The organism is Klebsiella sp. 7-CIP_Kleb. (assembly GCF_050378655.1).
GTDB lineage: Bacteria > Pseudomonadota > Gammaproteobacteria > Enterobacterales > Enterobacteriaceae > Klebsiella > Klebsiella quasipneumoniae.
Genome location: NZ_JBNRLJ010000001.1, coordinates 699,420 through 716,367, shown reverse-complemented (window position 1 = coordinate 716,367; position 16,948 = coordinate 699,420). Strand labels below are relative to the sequence as shown.

Sequence of the window (16,948 nt, the reverse complement as noted above, 5' to 3'; positions counted from 1 at the left end):
GCGCGCTGGCGTTAGATCACCCGAAAACCGTGGGTGCCGTCGCGGGCCAGCTGATCCACCAGGCCGTACTCCCACTCCAGATAGGCCTGCATGGCCTCTGCGGAATTATCGGTCCCTTCATAGGGACGGCGATAGCGGTCCCGGCGCTCGACGGCGAGGCCGTCGTCGCCATGGGCCAGCGGCAGACCGGCGGCGATCCACGCCAGCGTCCCGCCGCGCAATACCTGTACCGGCTTACCGGTTAAGGCCGCCACCTCGGGCACCGCGTAGCGGGCCAGCAGGCTGCTGCCGCAGGTCACCACGTAACGTTGCGCGGGAGGAAGCGCTTCCAGGGCCTGGCGCAGCTGCGAGCGCGTCAGCCACCACGCGCCGGGGATATGGCGGGCGACAAAGTTGGCGCTGGTGGTAAAATCGAGCACCACCGTCCCGGGCTCCTCCTGCTGTTGCGCCAGCTGCGCCGGGCTTATCTCCTCCGCCGGCGGGGCGGGGGGCACTTCGGCGGCCGGCACCCCGCGCTCGCTCAGCTGGCTGGCCGACAGCGCGCTCAGCCGCGCCGTCTCCCAGCCCATCTGCGCCAGCCACGAGCCGGTCATCGCCGCCCGGACGCCATCGTCATCCAGTAACACTATCCGCGCTCCCCGCACGCTGGCGAAGTGATCGGTCTCCTGCACCAGCTGGCCGCCTGGCGCGCTCAGGCTGCCAGGATAGTGGCCCGCCGCGTACTCCTCGGGGCTGCGGACATCAAACAGGAAGGTGGTGCGGTCGCTCTGCTGCCGCCAGCGTTGTAGCGTCGCTTCATCGATGACTGCCACCCCGGCCCGTTCGGCGAGATGCGCCGCCTCGGCGGCCCGGACGCCGGAGGCGCGGGCGGAGGGGTCGTATTGCCGCTGCTGCTGGTGCGCCAGCGTCTGACCGGCCAGCGTCCAGCCGATAGTGCCATTGCGCAGGGCATGGACCGGGTTCGGCACCCCGGCGTTGATCAGCGACTGGGTGCCGATGATGCTGCGGGTGCGTCCGGCGCAGTTGACGATGATCGGCGTCTGCGGGGAGGGCGTCAGGCTCTCCACCCGCAGGACCAGCTCGCCGCCGGGCACGCTGATGCTGCCGGGGATGCTCATGGTCTGGTACTCATCGAAGCGCCGGGCGTCGACGATCACCACCTCCTGCCGGCTGTCGATGAGCGCCTGAACCTCCTGGGCGCTGAGCGACGGCGTGTGACGCACGCTTTCCACCAGCTCGCCAAAAGCTTTACTGGCAGAGTTGACGTCCTGAAACAGCTCGCCGCCGCTGCGGCGCCAGCCGGCGAGACCCTCGGCCAGCAGGGCCACATCCTGATAGCCCCAGGTCCGCAGCCGTTCGACGGCGATCTCCGCCAGCCCTTCGCCGTTGTCGTAGACGGTGATCGGGGTGGTGAAGCGCGGTATCCGCCGGCGGACCTCCAGCTCCAGTTTGCTGAGCGGCAGATTGACGGCAAACAGTGGATGAGCGGTGGCGAAATCGGCCTCTTCACGGACGTCGATCAGCGCCAGTTCACGACGGTCGAGCAGCGCCTGACGGATCCCGGCGGCCTGGCGATAAGCGTAAGTGGACATAATGGTTATCCTTGGTGTTCGCGGGAGGAATCCCAGATATTGGGTAAATGGCGGTTGGAGTAGCCGGATATAAACGGTTTTTGCTGGCCTTCCGGGGTATACACTGCGCGCTTCACCGCGCCGATGTTGCCGCCGTAAACATGTATGCTGATGGAGACGCGATCCGCCAGCGCATTGCTGACGCGATGAATGTCGCCATCGTCAGCGGAGACTTTCTCCACCTGACCTGCCTGCAGAAGCGTGGCGGCGCCCAGCGCGCGCGGTATGCCATCGGCATCCAGCTTGTAGCGTTGATTTTCCTCCGCGCCGCGCAACATCCCAATGGCCCCCCACACCCGGTGGTCATGGATCGGCGTCGCCTGCCCCGGCCCCCAGACGAAGCTGACGATCGAGAAGCGCTCCCCGGAGTCGGCATGCAGCAGATACTGCTGGTAATGGTGTGGGTGCGGCAGGGTGTACTCTTCCGGCAGCCAGTCGTCGTGACGCACCAGCGCCGCCAGCCGCTGCGCCACGGCGTCAAGCAGCGGCGCGGTCGAGTGGTGTTCCCGGTGCAGACGGTCAACCTCATGAATAAAATGGCGTAATTTTTCCAGTCGTGGTGCAGTCATGTGCGCTTCCTGTCAGAGGGACTGGTCAAAACGCTAACAGAGGCGTTAATATTATTTAAATGCAATTTACGCATATATTAATATGCAAATTTCACATAAGGATCCTATGCGCATCGACGATATTGACGCTCTGCTGGCCACAGTGCAGTTTTCTTCCCTCAATCAGGCGGCGGATTATCTGGGGATCACCCAGTCGGCGATCACCCGGCGCCTGCAGCGTCTGGAGCAGGAGCTGAACGTCATGCTGTTAGCGCGTCAGACCCGCCCGCTGACCCTGACCGCCGCCGGTCAGCGGGTGTACGAGCAGTGCCTGAGCATTAAGCGCGAGACGAAAAAGCTCTACAGCCTGTTGGATCCGCAAGGCGAGCCGCGCGGCGCGCTGCGTCTCGGCGTACCGCAGAGTATCAGCGAGATCGCGCTGCCGGCGGCGCTGGCGGCGCTGAGCCAGCAGTTTCCCGCACTGTCCCCGCAGGTCACCTGCGGCTGGAGCGGAGAGCTGCAGCGCCGGCTGGAAAACGGCGAACTGGACGGCATGCTGGCGATGGGCCCCGCCCAGCAGACCCTCGCCGAGGGCTACAGCGGGCGTCTGCTGTGCCCCCTGGAGGTGGTGCCGATTGCCGCCCGGCGGCTGAATCTGCGGGCGTCGTCGCTGCGGGAGTGCGTCGAACAGGGCTGGATCCTTAACCCCGATGGCTGTGGCCTGCGCGCCGGGCTCATCCGCGAGCTGCAAAGCCAGGGCCTGCGCCTGAAGCTTAACGTCGAGAGCGCGGGCGCCCAGCTGCAGATGGCGCTGGTGGCGCAGGGACTGGGGCTGGGTCTGGTGCCGCGGGCGGCGCTGGCGGCCAGCCCGTGGCGGGACGAGATCGAGGTCGTCAACCTCAGCGATTTTCAGCCTGCGGTGTCGCTGTGGCTGATCCACGCTCAGTATCTGGCCAACCTGCAGTCGCCGCTGATCTTTTTCGCCAGCAAAGTGGTGCAGCAGCTGACAGTATCCGACTGAAAACACTACTCATTTTCTATTAATGCAAGCCTTGCATATTAAGATATGATAAAAATGCATTTTGTTCATTAACACACTCTGTATAGGGTAATGACCAGCGCCGCCGTCGCGGCCACTCCATTACCCTGACGCAAGGAGTTGTTCATGAGCATTCAGTTTCTTGGCATGATTGGCCACCGCCTCTCTTCCGAAACGATTGCCCCGGTGGGGCCGATCTTTGACCGCGACTATATTGTTCGCTTCGCGCAAACCCATGAAGCCGCCGGGTTCGATCGCCTGCTGGTGGGGCACTGGTCCGATCAACCCGACGGCTTTCTGGTAACCGCCCTGGCCGGACTGTCGACGCAGAAAATTCAGTACCTGCTGGCCCATCGCCCCGGTTTTGTATCGCCGACCCTCGCCGCGCGCAAATTCGCCACCCTTGAGCATCTGCTGGGGGGCCGGCTGGCGGTGCATATCATCAGCGGCGGCAATGACGCCGAGCAGCGCCGGGACGGCGATTACCTCGACCACGACCAGCGCTATGCCCGCACCGACGCCTTCCTCGACGTGGTGCGCCAGGTGTGGACCAGCGAGCAGCCTGTCGATATTCACAACGAGTTTTATCAGGCCGAACAGGCCTGGTCAGCTATTCGTCCGCTGCAAAAGCCGCATCTTCCCATCTACTTCGGCGGTTCGTCGGCAGCGGCCATCGCCGTCGCCGGCAAACACGCCGACGTCTTCGCCCTGTGGGGCGAGTCGCTGGCGCAAACCGGCGAGACCATCCAGCGCGTGCGCGCCGAAGCGGCGAAACACCAGCGTGACATCGGTTTCAGCGTCTCGTTCCGGCCGATTATCGCCGACAGCGAAGCCGAGGCCTGGGAGAAAGCCGAGCATATCCTGCATGTCGCCACCGAGCAGGCGGCGCAGCGCGGGGGCGGTTTCAAGGCCAAACCGGACAGCATCGGCGCCCAGCGGCTGCGGGCCACCGCCGCGCAGGGCAGAGTGGTGGACAAACGCCTGTGGACCGGCATCGCCCAGCTGGTGGGCGGCGGGCATAACTCTACCGCCCTGGTGGGCACCCCGGAGCAGGTGGCCGATGCGCTGCTCGATTACTACGACCTCGGGGTGCGCAACTTCCTGATCCGCGGATTCGACCCGCTGAACGATGCGGCAGACTACGGCCGGGCGCTGTTGCCGATCGCTCGTGAAAAAGCCGCGCGGCGTGCGGCGGCGGAGCGCGCATCGTGATCCATCCTGAGCGCGACGACTGGGCGCAGCAGCTGACGGCGGTACGCCAACAGATGGCGGAGCAGGCGGCCAGCCTCGACGCCAGCGGCGACTTTCCCTGGCGCAATATCGACCACCTGCGCGCGGGGGGCTGGTTAAGCCTCGCCGTGCCGCGTGCTTACGGCGGCGCGGGCGCCAGCCTGGCCCAGCTGCAGCAGGCCATCGCCGCCATCGCCTGGGGTGAGCCGGCGACGGCGCTGATCGTCTGCATGCAGTATCTGCACCATTTGCGGCTGGCGGAAAACGACGCCTGGCACGCGCCGCTGCGCCAGCAGGTTTTTCACGACGCCGTCGAACGCGGTGGCCTGATCAACAGCCTGCGCGTTGAGCCGGAGCTGGGTTCCCCGGCGCGGGGCGGCCTGCCGGACACCGTGGCGAGCCGCTGCGCGGACGGCTGGGACATCAACGGTCATAAAATCTATACCACCGGCATTGAAGGGCTACGCTGGCTGGCGGTATGGGCGAGAAGCGATGATAACCCGCCGCGGGTGGGCACCTGGCTGGTGCCTGGCGACAGCGCCGGGATTAGCGTGGTGAAAAGCTGGGATCACGCCGGGATGCGGGCCACCGGCAGCCATGAGGTGATTTTTCGCCACGTGCGGGTGGCGGCAGAGAACGCGGTGGATGTCTGGCCTGTCGATGCGCCACCCTCTGCCCAGGCGGAACCGTTGCGCCTGTTCGCCAACCGGCAGACGGCGCTGCTGGCGGCGATCTATGACAGCATCGCCCGCGCCGCTCACCACTGGCTGGTGAGGTGGCTGACGGGGCGGGTGCCCGCGGGCCTCGGCCATCCGCTTTCCCGCCTGCCGCGGGTGCAGGAGAAGGTCGGGCAGATCGCCGGGCTGCTGCTGGTGAACCGCAGCCTGCTGGAGCAGGCCGCCGCGCTGCGCTTTTCCGCCATCGAGGCCAATCTGGCGAAAGTCACTATTACCGACAACGCCATTCAGGCGGTGAATATCGCGCTCGAGCTGACCGGCAATCATGGCCTCAGCCGACAGAACCCGCTGGAACGCCACTACCGCAATGTGCTCTGCGGCCGGGTGCATACCCCGCAGAGCGACAGCGCCTGGCTGGCAGCCGGCCACTTCGTCTTTCAATCACAAGGATAATCACGATGCGTCTATCATTCTCAGGCCGGGTGGCGGCAGCGCTGATGCTGCTGGCGCTGGGCGGTTACGCGACGGCGCAGGAGCGGCTTACCCTGCGCATTGCCGATCAAAAAGGCGGCATGCGTTCGCAGCTGGAGGCGGCCAACGCCCTGCAAAACCTCCCCTATGACATTAAGTGGGCCGAGTTCCCGGCCGCCGCGCCGCTGGCGGAAGCCCTTAACGCGGGCGCCGTGGACGCGGGGATCATCGGCGATGCGCCGCTGCTCTTCGCCCTGGCTAACGGCGCGCCGGTGAAAGCGATTGCCGTGGACAAAAGCAACCCGGCGGGGACCGCAGTGCTGGTTTCCCCCGGCAGCGCGATAAAAACCGCCGCCGGGTTAAAAGGCAAGCGCATTGCCACCGGCAAAGGGTCGATTGGTCATTTCGTGGCGCTGAAAGCGCTCGAGCAGGCGGGCATCTCGCCGAAGGAGGTGCAGTGGGTGTTCCTCGGCCCGGTGGACGCCAAAGTGGCGCTGCTTAACGGTTCGGTGGACGCCTGGGCGACCTGGGAACCCTACACCACCCAGATGGTGAAGACCAACGAGGGGCAGATCCTGGTGAGCGGCAAAGGGCTGCTGCCGGGGAATACCTTCCTTGCGGCAACGGATTCCGCGCTTAACGATCCGCAAAAGCGCGCCGCGCTGCAGGATTATCTCCAGCGCCTGGCCGGCGCCGAGCGCTGGGCCTACGCCAATCTCGACAGCTACGGCAAAACGCTGGGGGAGATCATCCGCTTCCCGGCCGAGATCGCCCGCGCGCAGTTTGCCAACCGCCAGTCGCAGTGGCAGCCGCTGGCAGAGGAAACCGTGACCCAGCAGCAGGCGACGGCGGACTTTTATCTCGCCAACGGCCTGATCCGCACCCGGCTGGACGTGAAGCCGACCTTTGACCCCAGCTTTAGCGTGCCCGCCGCGGCGGCCCACGCGGAGGTGACGCCATGAGCCGATCCGCTTTTTCCCGCCGCCGTTTTTTACAGCTCAGCGGCGGCCTGGCGCTGGCCGGGGTCTCTCTGCCGCTGTGGGCTCACGATATGGCGGAGATGGCCAGCGGCGATGCCCATCCGGCGCTGCGCCTGCCAGAGCCCTACAAGATCAAGCTGGCGATCAATAAAAGTGCGGTATGCCTCGCGCCGGTCGCCGTCGCCGAGCAGCAGAAGATTTTCAGTAAATATAACCTCGACGTTGAGTTTGTTAACTTCGGTAACTCCACCGATGTGCTGCTGGAGGCGATCGCCACCGGCAAGGCCGACGCCGGGGTGGGGATGGCGCTGCGCTGGCTGAAGGCGCTGGAGCAGGGCTTTGACGTCAAGCTCACCGCCGGGACCCACGGCGGCTGTCTTAACCTGCTGACGGCCAAAGACTCGCCGTTCGGCGGCCTCGAGAGCCTGAAGGGACAAACCATCGGCGTCACCGACATGGCCGGGCCGGATAAAAACTTCTTCGCCATTCTGCTTAAGCGCCACGGTATCGACCCGATCAGCGACGTGCAGTGGAAAGTCTACCCGGCGGATCTGCTCAGCGTGGCGCTGGACAAACGCGAAATCGCCGCCATCAGCGGCAGCGAGCCGTTCAGCTATCGGCTGCTGGAGACCGGCAAGTATCAGCTTGTCGCCAGCAATATGACCGGAGATTATGCCAACCTCAGCTGCTGCGTGCTGGGGGTGAGCGGGAGCCTGGCGCGGGACCATAAACCGGCCGCCGCGGCGCTCACTCAGGCGATCCTTGAAGCGCACAGCTATGCCGCAGAACACCCGGAAAGCGTGGCGCAATCCTTCCTTGCCCATGCGCTCAATACCAATGAAGCGGAGGTGAGCGGCATTCTGCACGGGCAGGGGCACGGCCACCACGCGGTGGGTGAGGCGTTCGTGAAAGAGCTGACGCAGTACGCGGTCGACCTGCAGCGGGTGCAGGTGATCAAACCGGGCACCGATCCCCATCAGTTTGCGGAGAGTATCTATGCCAACGTCTTCGCTTGAGCAGGCTCTGGCGCGCCCCACCGGCCGCGCGCCGCTGTGGGGAGAAGGGCTGCTGGCCGCCGCGCTGTGGCTGCTGGGCGGTCTGTTTACTCTGACCTGGCCCGATGCCGGGCGGCGCTGGCCGTTTAGCGAGGGCTGGGCGCTGGCGCAGTTCACCTTCGGCGGCGGCTTGCTGCTGCTGGCGCTGAGCTATCGCTACTGGCGAGCGCGCGGCGCGCGCGTGCGGCATGCCGGCAAGTGGCTGGCGCTGCTGCCGGTGCTGTTCGCTGCCTGGGAAGGGCTGACCGCCAAGAGCGGCGTGCTGCCGGTGCCGTTTTTCGCGCCGCCGCAGGCGCTGATCGAGGTGCTGCATGATGACTGGCCGCGTCTGCTCGACAGCCTGTTGCACTCCCTGGGGCTGCTGGGGCTCGGCGTGCTGCTCGGCACCAGCAGCGGGTTCATCACCGGTCTGGCCATTGGCTGGTCGCAACGGATTGGCTACTGGGTCCATCCGGTGTTACGCCTGCTGGGGCCGGTGCCGTCTACCGCGCTGCTGCCGCTGTGCCTGTTTATTTTTCCGTCAAGCTTCGGCGCCAGTGTGTTTTTGATTGCGCTGAGCACCTGGTTCCCGGTTACGGTGCTGACCTGGTCCGGGGTCATTGGCATTGACAAGGCATGGTACGACGTGGCGCGGACCCTCGGCGCCAGCCAGCGTTTCCTGATCCTGCGGGTGGCGATCCCCGCCGCGCTGCCGAACGTCTTTGTCGGCCTGTTTATGGGGCTTGGCGCGTCGTTTTCGGTGCTGATTGTGGCTGAAATGGTCGGGGTGAAGTCGGGGATCGGCTTTTACCTCCAGTGGGCCCAGGGCTGGGCGGCCTATCCCAATATGTACGCCGCGCTGCTGGTGATGGCCTTGCTGTGCTCCGGCCTGATTAGCGGATTATTTATGCTGCGCGATAAGCTGCTGAGCTGGCAGCGGGGAGGGATGCAATGGTAACCGCGACGTCAGGTTCGCAGACGATAGCGCGCGGCGCGGCGGTATCGATAAGCCATCTTCATCACGCGTTTACGCTCGGCAAACAGGCGGTGCCGGTGCTGGAGAATATCAGCCTGCAGCTGCGGCCGGGGGAAAGCGTGGCGCTGCTGGGTCCTTCCGGCTGCGGTAAATCCACCCTGCTGCGGCTGCTGGCCGGGCTGGAAGCGCCGCAGAGCGGACAGATGCAGTTCGACGGCGCGCCGCTCGGCGCTCCGGGGCCGGAGCGCATACTGGTGTTTCAGGATCCGACGCTCTATCCGTGGCTGACGGTGCGGCAGAACGTACTGCTGGGCCCGCAGGCGCAGGGCAAAAGGGGGCTGGAAGCAAAGGCCGACGCGCTGATTGACCGCATCGGGCTGCAGGCCTTCAGCGAGGCGTGGCCGCGGCAGCTGTCAGGGGGGATGGCGCAGCGCGCCGCGCTGGCGCGCGCGTTGTTGAACGAGCCGCGCCTGCTGCTGCTCGACGAACCGCTGGGCAAGCTGGACTCGCTGACCCGCATCAGTATGCAGCGGGAGCTGATCGCCCTCTGGCAGCAGCAGGGTTATACCAGCCTGCTGGTGACCCACGATATCGAAGAGGCGCTGCTGCTGTGCGAGCGGGTGCTGGTGATGTCGCCGCGTCCGGGGCGGATTATCGCCGAGTTCGCCTTGCCGCTGGCCTTTCCCCGCCATCGCGATAACCCGCAGCTGCTGCAGCATCGTCAGGATATATTGCGCATCCTCGGCCAGGAGGAGGACTGGTAAGCTGAACGCAATGCCCGGTGGCGGCTGCGCCTTACCGGGCCTACGAACTCCACAGGAAGGGGAAGGACCGCAGGCCATGCTGTTGTAGGCCGGTGCAAGCGCAGCGCCGCCCGGCAATGGGCATCCGGCGCCGGGCGCCTGTTTTGTCCGATGGCGGCTGCGCCTTACCGGGCCTACGAACTCGAGGGGAAGGTCCGTAGGCCGGTGCAAGCGCAGCGCCGCCCGGCAATCGACATCCGTTGCCAGGGTAAGGGTTAAAAATCCATCTTCACCGTGAACTGCACCTCACGCGGATCGCCAATCTGGTTACCGAGGTTATTGGTGCCGATGGAAGAGGTGTAATAGGTCTTATCAAACAGGTTCTTCACGTTCACCTGCAGCGTCACCGGATACTGCAGCTTCATCTTATAGGCGGCGAACACGTCTGCCACCGCATAGCCCGGCAGATAATAATCCGCGCCGTTGGTGCCGGAGCGCTTGCTGACCGCATGGCCGCCGCCGCCGACCGTCAGGGTGTTGCTGTTGTAGACGTTATGAATGTCATAGGTCAGGAACAGCGAACCGGTGTGCTTCGGTACGTTCGGCAGCGGTTTCCCGGCGTAATCCGGATCTTCCAGCACTTTGGCGTCGGTATAGCCGTAGCTGGCAATCATGCTGAGGTTATCGGTAATTGACCCGGCCAGATCCACCTCCACCCCCTGGGAACGCACCTTGCCCGCGGTTTTCGCCACCGTCTCATCACCAATACTCTCGGTGTACAGCACGTTGCGCTTATGGATATCAAACAGCGCGATATTGGCGGTAATGCCCTCCAGCAGGTCGAATTTGGCGCCCACTTCGTAGGCGGTGGACTCTTCCGGCGGCAGCTCGCCGATATAGCTGGCGATCGACGACTGCGGCATAAACGACTGGGCGACGTTGGCGAACAGCGACACGTTCGGCCTCACTTTGTAGACCAGGCCGGCTTTCGGCGTCCATTTCTCATCGCGGCTGTCGGTATTGACGTTAAACGGTCGGCCTTTACCGGCGTACTGGGTGTAATACTGGTAGCGCACGCCGGCGACGGCGATCCAGTTGTCGGTGAGGTACAGCGCGTCCTGCACGTAAGCGGCATAGCTCTCCTGCTGGATCCGCTGATCGCTATCGGACGCGGAGACGGTATTGCAGGTGTCCAGGGTGCCGTAGACCGGATGATAGATGTTAAAGCCTTTCACGTTCTTGCAGCGCAGCATATCGGTGCGCAGCAGATCGTAATTCTCATAGGCGACGCCGGTCAGCAGTTCGTTATAAAAGCCGCCCACCACCACGTTGCCCTGCAGGTCGGCGCGGGTCGAGTGCATCTTCTGCGTGGAGCCATGGGTACCGTCAACCCGGCGGGTGAGGTTGCCGGTCGCCGAGTCATAGGCCATCACCCGCGCCTGGTTATCGTTATAGTGATCCTGGCTGTAGCTGTAATCGAAGCGCGCGGTCCAGGCGTCGTTAAGGCGATACTCGGCGTTGAGCTGGGCGAGGTCGGAATAGCCATCGGTAATATTAAAGGCTTCATCGAAGCGGGTTTTGCGATCGACGTTCACCGCATGCCCGGTATTGAGATCGAAGATAGTGCCGCGGTCGAAGGGGGCGCTGTAGTCGCGGTGCGAATAGGACGCGGTCACCGTCGCCCGGTCGCCAAACCAGGTCAGGGAAGGGGCGATAAAGCGGCTTTTGTTTTTACCAAAGTTGCGCCAGTAATCCTCATTCTGATATTCGCCGATCAGCCGGTACGCCAGATTCGTGCCTTCGATGGGGCCGGTGACGTCGACGCTGCCGGTGCCGCCGCCAAAGCTGGTGGAGGTCCCGGAAACCGAACCGGAGAACTGCCGCTCAGGCCGTTTGGTAATGACGTTGATCAGCCCGCCGGGGTCGAGAATACCGTACAGCGTCGAGGCGGGTCCCTTCAGGACTTCCACCCGTTCGGTGGCGGCGTTAAAGCTGCGCGGCAGCACGGTGCGCAGGCCGTTGGTCATGATCGAGCCGTCGCGGTTAGCGCCGAAGCCGCGGCGGGTAAAAGCGTCCTGGGTGCCGCCAAGGGTGTTGGTCTGCACCACGTTGGCCACGTTATACAGCGCCTCATCGAGCGAGGTGGCGTGCTGATCTTCGAGAACCCGATCGCTGACGGTATTCACCACCTGCGGAATATCCAGCAGCGGCATTGAGGTCAACGTCGCGGTAGAGGAGCTGAGCGGTTGATAGCCGCTGGTGGCGCTCTGCCGGGCGTCGTTGGCCACCACGGTGATGGTCTCTTCCGCATCGTTGTTATCTTTCGCCGCGTGATTTTCCGCGGCCATTAATCCCGGTGAGGCCAAAAAAAGAAGCGAAAAAAGCGCCCGCCCTTGCAACGAGGTGACGGCGACATGGGGTTGAGTCATTATCTTTTTCTCGTGAACGAATCTGCCTTTGCGGTCAGATAAAGCCAATAAAATCATTGCCCTGAATAATAAAAACACGTGGTTTAGCGTCTGAATGCGCCTTTATATGTGTAATTGAGAATCATTCAACCATGAAGGAATGTAGTAGTAAACGTTATGCAAGATAAAATTTCAGCGGCGAGGAACAGGACGTTTTAAACGCCTCCAGTAGGGAGCGTTATGCAGTTATCTCTTTGATATTGTTTTATTTAAATTATGTTGTGTTGGCGCAGCCTCGCTGTAGTCAGCGTCTCCGCAGGAAGACGATGGCGACTATTGACTACTACATTCATCCCCGTCATGATCAAAAGAGAATGAGATTTATTTTGATTTGACTGCAGAATGTCCAGCCATCGCCTGGAACGCTGCGGCGCAGGAGCGAGTTATGCCACAGCGGGTGACACCTGCAGAGCAGGGGATCGTACTGGATGCCCTGTCAGCCGGCTACGGCCAGACCCTGATCGTTGACGACATCAACCTGACCATCCCCAGCGGCAAAATGACGGTGCTGGCAGGGGCGAACGGCTCCGGCAAATCAACGCTGTTGTCGACTATCGCCAGGATGCTGAAGCCGCTCGGCGGCTGCGTGCGTCTGGACGGGCAAGCCATTCATCAGATGCCGACGAAGGCCGTCTCGCGCCAGCTCGGGATCCTGCCGCAATCGCCGCTGACCCCGGAAGGGTTAACGGTTTTCGAGCTGGTCTCGCGTGGGCGCTATCCGTGGCAGGGTCTGATGCGCCAGTGGTCAGACGCCGATGAGCTGGCGGTGGAGGAGGCGCTGCGCTTAACGGGCACCCGCGAGTTCGCTCATCTGCCGGTGGACAGCCTCTCCGGCGGCCAGCGTCAGCGCTGCTGGATCGCCATGGCGCTGGCCCAGCAAACGGCCACCATTCTGCTCGATGAGCCGACCACCTGGCTCGATCTGCGCTATCAGGTCGATATCCTCGAGCTGCTCCAGACCCTGACCCGCGAACATGGCCGCACGGTGGTGACGGTGCTCCATGACCTCAACTTTGCCGTGAACTACGCCGATCTGCTGGTGTTTCTCAAACAGGGGCGCATCGCCGGTACGATTAGCGACAACGAAGTCTGTAGCCCTGAGCTGATTAAACGCGTGTTTGACGTTGACGTGCAGATGTCGATTAACCCGCAAACCGGCAAACCCTTCTTTATGCCGTTTCGCGCCCGCCAGGCGGCGGCGCAATGAGCGTGACTATCCTGCTTTCCGCGCGGCGGCGCGCCCGTCCCCGACTGGCGCTGCTCCTGCTTACGCTGCTGCTTATCGCCGGTTCGCTGGTGCATCTTGGCCTGGGCGCCCGCTGGATCGCCCCGCAGACGGTGCTGCAGGCGCTGCTGGAGTACAATCCGCGCAATTTCGAGCAGCGGATTATCGTCGAACTGCGCCTGGTGCGGCTGGCGGCGGCGCTGCTGACCGGCGCGGCGCTCGGCGTCGCCGGGCTGCTGCTGCAGACGGTGATCCGCAACCCGCTGGGCGAGCCGCATATCCTCGGCCTTAACGCCGGCGCGTCGCTGGCAGTGGTGGCGACCTCCGCGCTGGGGTTCTCTCTCGGCGCTTTCCCCGCCGCGCGGCCGCTGACCGCCGCCTGCGGCGCGGCACTGCTGTTCGGCGGGGTGATGGTGCTGGCCTCTGCCGGTCGCGGCGGAGCGACGCCGCTGCGCATCACGCTGTGCGGGGTAGCGCTGTCGGCGTTTGCGTCGGCGGTGACGGCGGCGATATTAATTCTCGATGAACAAACGCTGCTGGCGATGCGCACCTGGCTGGCGGGCGATCTGGCCGGGCTGAACTGGAGCACGCTGTGGACGGCGCTGGTCCCGGCGCTGATCGGCCTTGGCGTCGCGCTGTTCCTTGCCCCGCGCCTTAACGTGCTGGCTCTGGGGGATAAGGTGGCGCTGGGCCTCGGCGTGAACCTCGTCCAGACGCGGCTGCTGGGCCTGCTGGCGATTGCGCTGCTCTGCGGCGCGGCGGTGGCGGTGGCCGGACCGATCGGCTTCGTCGGGCTGGTGGTGCCGCACGTGGTGCGCCGTCTGGTGACGGAAGATATCCGCCTGGCGCTGCCCCTGGCGGCGCCGGTAGGGGCGCTGGTGCTGCTCCTGGCAGATATCGCCGCCCGGACGCTGGTCGCGCCGCAGGAGCTGGCCACCGGGGCGATGACCGCCCTGGTGGGCGCACCGCTGTTTATCTTTATCGCCGCGAGGTTTTTTAAATGACGCGCGCCGTTCACCGGGCCGGTTTTCGGCCGCTGCTTTTCGCTTCCCGCCAGCTGCTGCTGCGCCCGGCGGCGCTGAAAATTGCCGCCTTTATGCTGCTGATGCTGCTGGCGCTCGGGCTGTACAGCCTCAGCCGCGGCAGCTATCCGCTGCCCGCATCGACGCTGGCGCAGGCCCTGCTGGCGCCACAGGAGATTGGCGAGCAGCCGCGCTTTATTCTGTTTGATATTCGCCTGCCGCGGATCCTGATGGCGCTGCTGTGCGGGGCCATGCTGGGGCTGGCCGGCGCGGCGATGCAGAGTATCACCCGCAACGGGCTGGCCGACCCGGGGCTGATCGGCGTTAAAGAGGGGGCCAGCATCGTGGTCCTGGCGCTGGTGCTGTTTTTCCCGGCGGTAGGCCTGGTCTGGCGGCCGCTGGCGGGGATGGTCGGTGGCGTGGCGGTGGCCCTGCTGGTCCTGACGCTGGCCCGCGACTGCTCGCGGCCGCGCTTTATTTTAATTGGCATCGGCGTCTCCTGGACCCTGGCGGCGGCGGTCGGCATCTTTATGACCACCGCCGACGTACGCGACGTGCAGACGGCGATGATCTGGCTGGCGGGCAGCCTGCAGGCCGCCACCTGGCCGCTGCTGGCGGTGGCCTTTTGCTGGGCGCTGCCCGGGGCCATCATCCTGTTCTGTACCGCCCGGGCGGCGGACGCGGCGCTGCTGGGCGACCGAACCGCCATCGGCCTCGGGGTGCGTCTGCAGCAGTTGACTCTGCTGCGCTTTTTCGCCCCGGTGCTGCTGACCTCGGCCAGCGTCTCCTGCGTCGGCAGCCTGGGCTTTGTGGGCCTGATGGCGCCGCATATGGCGCGTTTCGTGCTGCGCGGCGGCCAGGTCTCGCTGCTGAGCGGCAGCGCCCTGATTGGCGCCTTGCTGGTGCTGGCGACCGATACCCTTGGCCGGTTGGCGTTTGCGCCGCTGCAGATCCCGGCGGGGATTGTGATTGCCCTGGTGGGCTGCCCGTTCTTTGTTGTCTTGCTCTGGCGTCGCCGTGATGCCCTTTAATCAGGAAGGTATTATGCGTTGGTTCGTCTCATTGCTGCTGTTGCTGACGGGGGCCGTCAGCGCCGCCGACCCACATACTCAAACTTTTACCGATGATTTAGGCCGCACGGTCACCGTCCCGCTGCATCCGCAGCGCATTGTTTCGATGCACGATCTCGATATTACTATTCCGCTGATTGAGCTCGGGGTACCACCGATCGCCAGCCACGGCCGCACGCGCCCGGACGGCAGCCACTATCTGCGCTCCAGCGCCCAGCTCACCGGTGTCGATTTCGATAACAGCGATATCCGCTTTATTGGCACCGCCGATATCGATCTGGAAGCGGTGGCTGCCGTCAGGCCGGATCTGATCATCACCGAGCCCAGTCGCCACGTGTCGGTGGAGCAGCTGGAGAAGATTGCCCCGACGGTGAGTATCGACCATTTACAGGGCAGCGCCCCGGAGATTTACCGCAAGCTGGCCCAGCTGACCAGCACCCAGCCGCGGCTGGCGATCCTTGAGCGTCGCTATCAGGAACAAATCAAGCAGCTGAAAGCGATGGTCAACCCTTCTCAGTACACCGTCTCGGTGATCCAGGCGAACAATGGCAAGGTCACGGTGCATCATTCGTATCATGCCCTGGGCCGGGTGCTGCGCGACGCCGGGTTCCGCTTTCCGCCGCTGATTGAGCGGATCCCCGACGGCCAGCGCATTGACGTCAGCGCGGAACAGCTGCCGGAGCTGGACGCCGATTTTGTCTTCGCCACCTGGCGGTCGGATACCGGCGGCAAGCCGCAGGATGAGCTGCAGGCGATGGAAGCGGTGATGCCCGGCTGGTGCGACTTTATGCGCGCCTGCCGCACCGGGCACTATATTTTGCTGCCGCGGGAGGAGGTGATCTCCAACTCCTACGCCGCGCTCTCCCTGATGGTGGCCCAGGTGCAGTCGCATATTGCCGGCAGGCCGCTCCCGGCGGAGGCCAAATGAAAAGCGCGATAAAAAAAGAGAAGGGGCGGGTCGACCTGTTCGGCGAACGCTATCGCGCCCGGGCGCATCAGCTCTCTCCCCGACTGCGGGCCGTGGTCAGCTATATCAACGACAACCGCGAGGTGGTGCTGGAGCAGACGGCGATGGAGATCGCCGCTGCGACCCAGACCTCCGACGCCACGGTGGTGCGCGCCATCCAGGCGCTGGGCTTCGCCGGGCTGCGCGAGCTTAAGCAGACCATGGAGCGCTGGTTCGGCACCTCGGTCACCTCGGCGGAAAAGATGCGCTCCACGGTCACCGCGCTCTCCAGCGACGTCAATTCCAGTATTGATTTTGTGCTGGAAGGCCATCAACGGGTTTGCGAGATCCTGTCGCGGGCCGACAACCGCGCGGCGGTGGCTCAGGCGGTGGCATTGCTCAGCGACGCACGCCAGGTGGGGATCTTCGGTATCGGCGCCTCGGGGATCCTCGCCGAATACACCGCCCGGCTGTTCAGCCGCATTGGCCTGCCGGCGTATGTGATGAACCGCACGGGTTTCAGCCTCGCCGAGCAGCTCATCGGCCTGCAGCGCGGCGATGTGCTGATCATGATGGGGCAAAAATCGCCCCATCGTGAGGGGATGACCACCCTGCGCGAGGCGAAGCGCTTGGGTATTCCGACCATCCTGCTGACCCAGGCGGTGGACTCGCGCTTCAGCCAGGAGGCGCAGGTGGTGATTGACGTCCCGCGCGGCGGGGACAGTAGCCGGATGCCGCTGCACGGCACGGTGCTGGTGTGTCTGGAGATGATTGTTCTGTCGGTGGCCTCCACCACGCCACAAAAAACGGTGAAATCCCTGAAGCGAATCAACGACCTGCACCGGGCCATTGGTAAATCCGGCGGTAAACGCGGCAGTTGATAAGATA

At 64.3% G+C, this 16,948-nt stretch carries 13 protein-coding genes and 2 pseudogenes; 12 read left to right on the top strand and 3 right to left on the bottom strand.

Features of this window, described 5'->3' with window-relative positions:
• Positions 1-11: 11 nt before the first annotated feature.
• Together ACQUTI_RS03540 and ACQUTI_RS03535 are read right to left on the bottom strand one after the other, a co-directional pair.
• Positions 12-1,592 carry a rhodanese homology domain-containing protein gene (locus tag ACQUTI_RS03540; RefSeq protein WP_163619481.1) on the bottom strand — a complete coding sequence of 527 codons (1,581 nt, stop codon included), beginning with the start codon at positions 1,590-1,592 and terminating at the stop codon, positions 12-14.
• Positions 1,593-1,597: 5 nt separating this feature from the next.
• Positions 1,598-2,200 carry a cysteine dioxygenase gene (locus tag ACQUTI_RS03535; protein ID WP_048295026.1) on the bottom strand — a complete coding sequence of 201 codons (603 nt, stop codon included), beginning with the start codon at positions 2,198-2,200 and terminating at the stop codon, positions 1,598-1,600.
• Positions 2,201-2,306: 106 nt separating this feature from the next.
• Between ACQUTI_RS03535 and ACQUTI_RS03530 the strand changes: the two genes are divergently transcribed.
• From ACQUTI_RS03530 to ACQUTI_RS03500, 7 genes and pseudogenes are all read left to right on the top strand, one after another.
• A complete protein-coding gene (locus ACQUTI_RS03530; protein WP_428923208.1) occupies positions 2,307-3,200 on the top strand; it encodes a LysR family transcriptional regulator in 894 nt (297 codons plus the stop codon).
• Between the two features lie 144 nt (positions 3,201-3,344).
• Positions 3,345-4,440, top strand: a pseudogene (locus ACQUTI_RS03525) (LLM class flavin-dependent oxidoreductase).
• Entirely contained in the window at positions 4,427-5,578 is a 1,152-nt protein-coding gene (locus ACQUTI_RS03520) for an acyl-CoA dehydrogenase family protein (protein WP_216555314.1), read from the top strand. Before ACQUTI_RS03525 ends, ACQUTI_RS03520 begins: the two are co-directional and overlap by 14 nt.
• A gap of 5 nt (positions 5,579-5,583) precedes the next feature.
• Positions 5,584-6,558, top strand: a complete 975-nt coding sequence (locus tag ACQUTI_RS03515) for an ABC transporter substrate-binding protein (RefSeq protein ID WP_032456231.1) — start codon at positions 5,584-5,586, stop codon at positions 6,556-6,558.
• On the top strand, positions 6,555-7,592 hold the full coding sequence (locus ACQUTI_RS03510) for an ABC transporter substrate-binding protein (RefSeq protein WP_032456230.1): 1,038 nt from the start codon (positions 6,555-6,557) through the stop codon (positions 7,590-7,592). The genes ACQUTI_RS03515 and ACQUTI_RS03510 overlap by 4 nt, the downstream gene beginning before the upstream one ends.
• Complete coding sequence (locus ACQUTI_RS03505; RefSeq protein WP_017901272.1) at positions 7,573-8,568, top strand: ABC transporter permease; 996 nt, start codon at positions 7,573-7,575, stop codon at positions 8,566-8,568. The genes ACQUTI_RS03510 and ACQUTI_RS03505 overlap by 20 nt, the downstream gene beginning before the upstream one ends.
• Positions 8,562-9,350, top strand: a complete 789-nt coding sequence (locus ACQUTI_RS03500) for an ABC transporter ATP-binding protein (protein WP_017901271.1) — start codon at positions 8,562-8,564, stop codon at positions 9,348-9,350. Before ACQUTI_RS03505 ends, ACQUTI_RS03500 begins: the two co-directional genes overlap by 7 nt.
• A gap of 254 nt (positions 9,351-9,604) precedes the next feature.
• Here ACQUTI_RS03500 and ACQUTI_RS03495 read toward each other — a convergent pair whose 3' ends face one another.
• Positions 9,605-11,677: a TonB-dependent siderophore receptor gene (locus ACQUTI_RS03495; protein ID WP_124989303.1), complete on the bottom strand. Its 2,073-nt coding sequence runs from the start codon at positions 11,675-11,677 to the stop codon at positions 9,605-9,607.
• A gap of 505 nt (positions 11,678-12,182) precedes the next feature.
• Between ACQUTI_RS03495 and ACQUTI_RS03490 the strand changes: the two genes are divergently transcribed.
• The 5 genes and pseudogenes from ACQUTI_RS03490 to ACQUTI_RS03470 all read left to right on the top strand — a co-directional run bounded on the left by ACQUTI_RS03490 (position 12,183) and on the right by ACQUTI_RS03470 (position 16,941).
• The gene (locus ACQUTI_RS03490) at positions 12,183-13,004 is read left to right on the top strand and encodes an ABC transporter ATP-binding protein (protein WP_004203036.1); all 822 of its coding nucleotides are present in this window, start codon (positions 12,183-12,185) and stop codon (positions 13,002-13,004) included.
• Positions 13,001-14,026 carry a FecCD family ABC transporter permease gene (locus ACQUTI_RS03485; protein ID WP_231786708.1) on the top strand — a complete coding sequence of 342 codons (1,026 nt, stop codon included), beginning with the start codon at positions 13,001-13,003 and terminating at the stop codon, positions 14,024-14,026. The genes ACQUTI_RS03490 and ACQUTI_RS03485 overlap by 4 nt, the downstream gene beginning before the upstream one ends.
• Complete coding sequence (locus ACQUTI_RS03480; RefSeq protein WP_004203033.1) at positions 14,023-15,075, top strand: FecCD family ABC transporter permease; 1,053 nt, start codon at positions 14,023-14,025, stop codon at positions 15,073-15,075. The genes ACQUTI_RS03485 and ACQUTI_RS03480 overlap by 4 nt, the downstream gene beginning before the upstream one ends.
• Entirely contained in the window at positions 15,065-16,042 is a 978-nt protein-coding gene (locus tag ACQUTI_RS03475; RefSeq protein WP_074195275.1) for an ABC transporter substrate-binding protein, read from the top strand. Before ACQUTI_RS03480 ends, ACQUTI_RS03475 begins: the two co-directional genes overlap by 11 nt.
• A pseudogene (locus ACQUTI_RS03470) lies at positions 16,008-16,941 on the top strand (MurR/RpiR family transcriptional regulator). The gene ACQUTI_RS03475 and the pseudogene ACQUTI_RS03470 overlap by 35 nt, the downstream one beginning before the upstream one ends.
• The last annotated feature ends 7 nt before the right edge of the window (positions 16,942-16,948 follow it).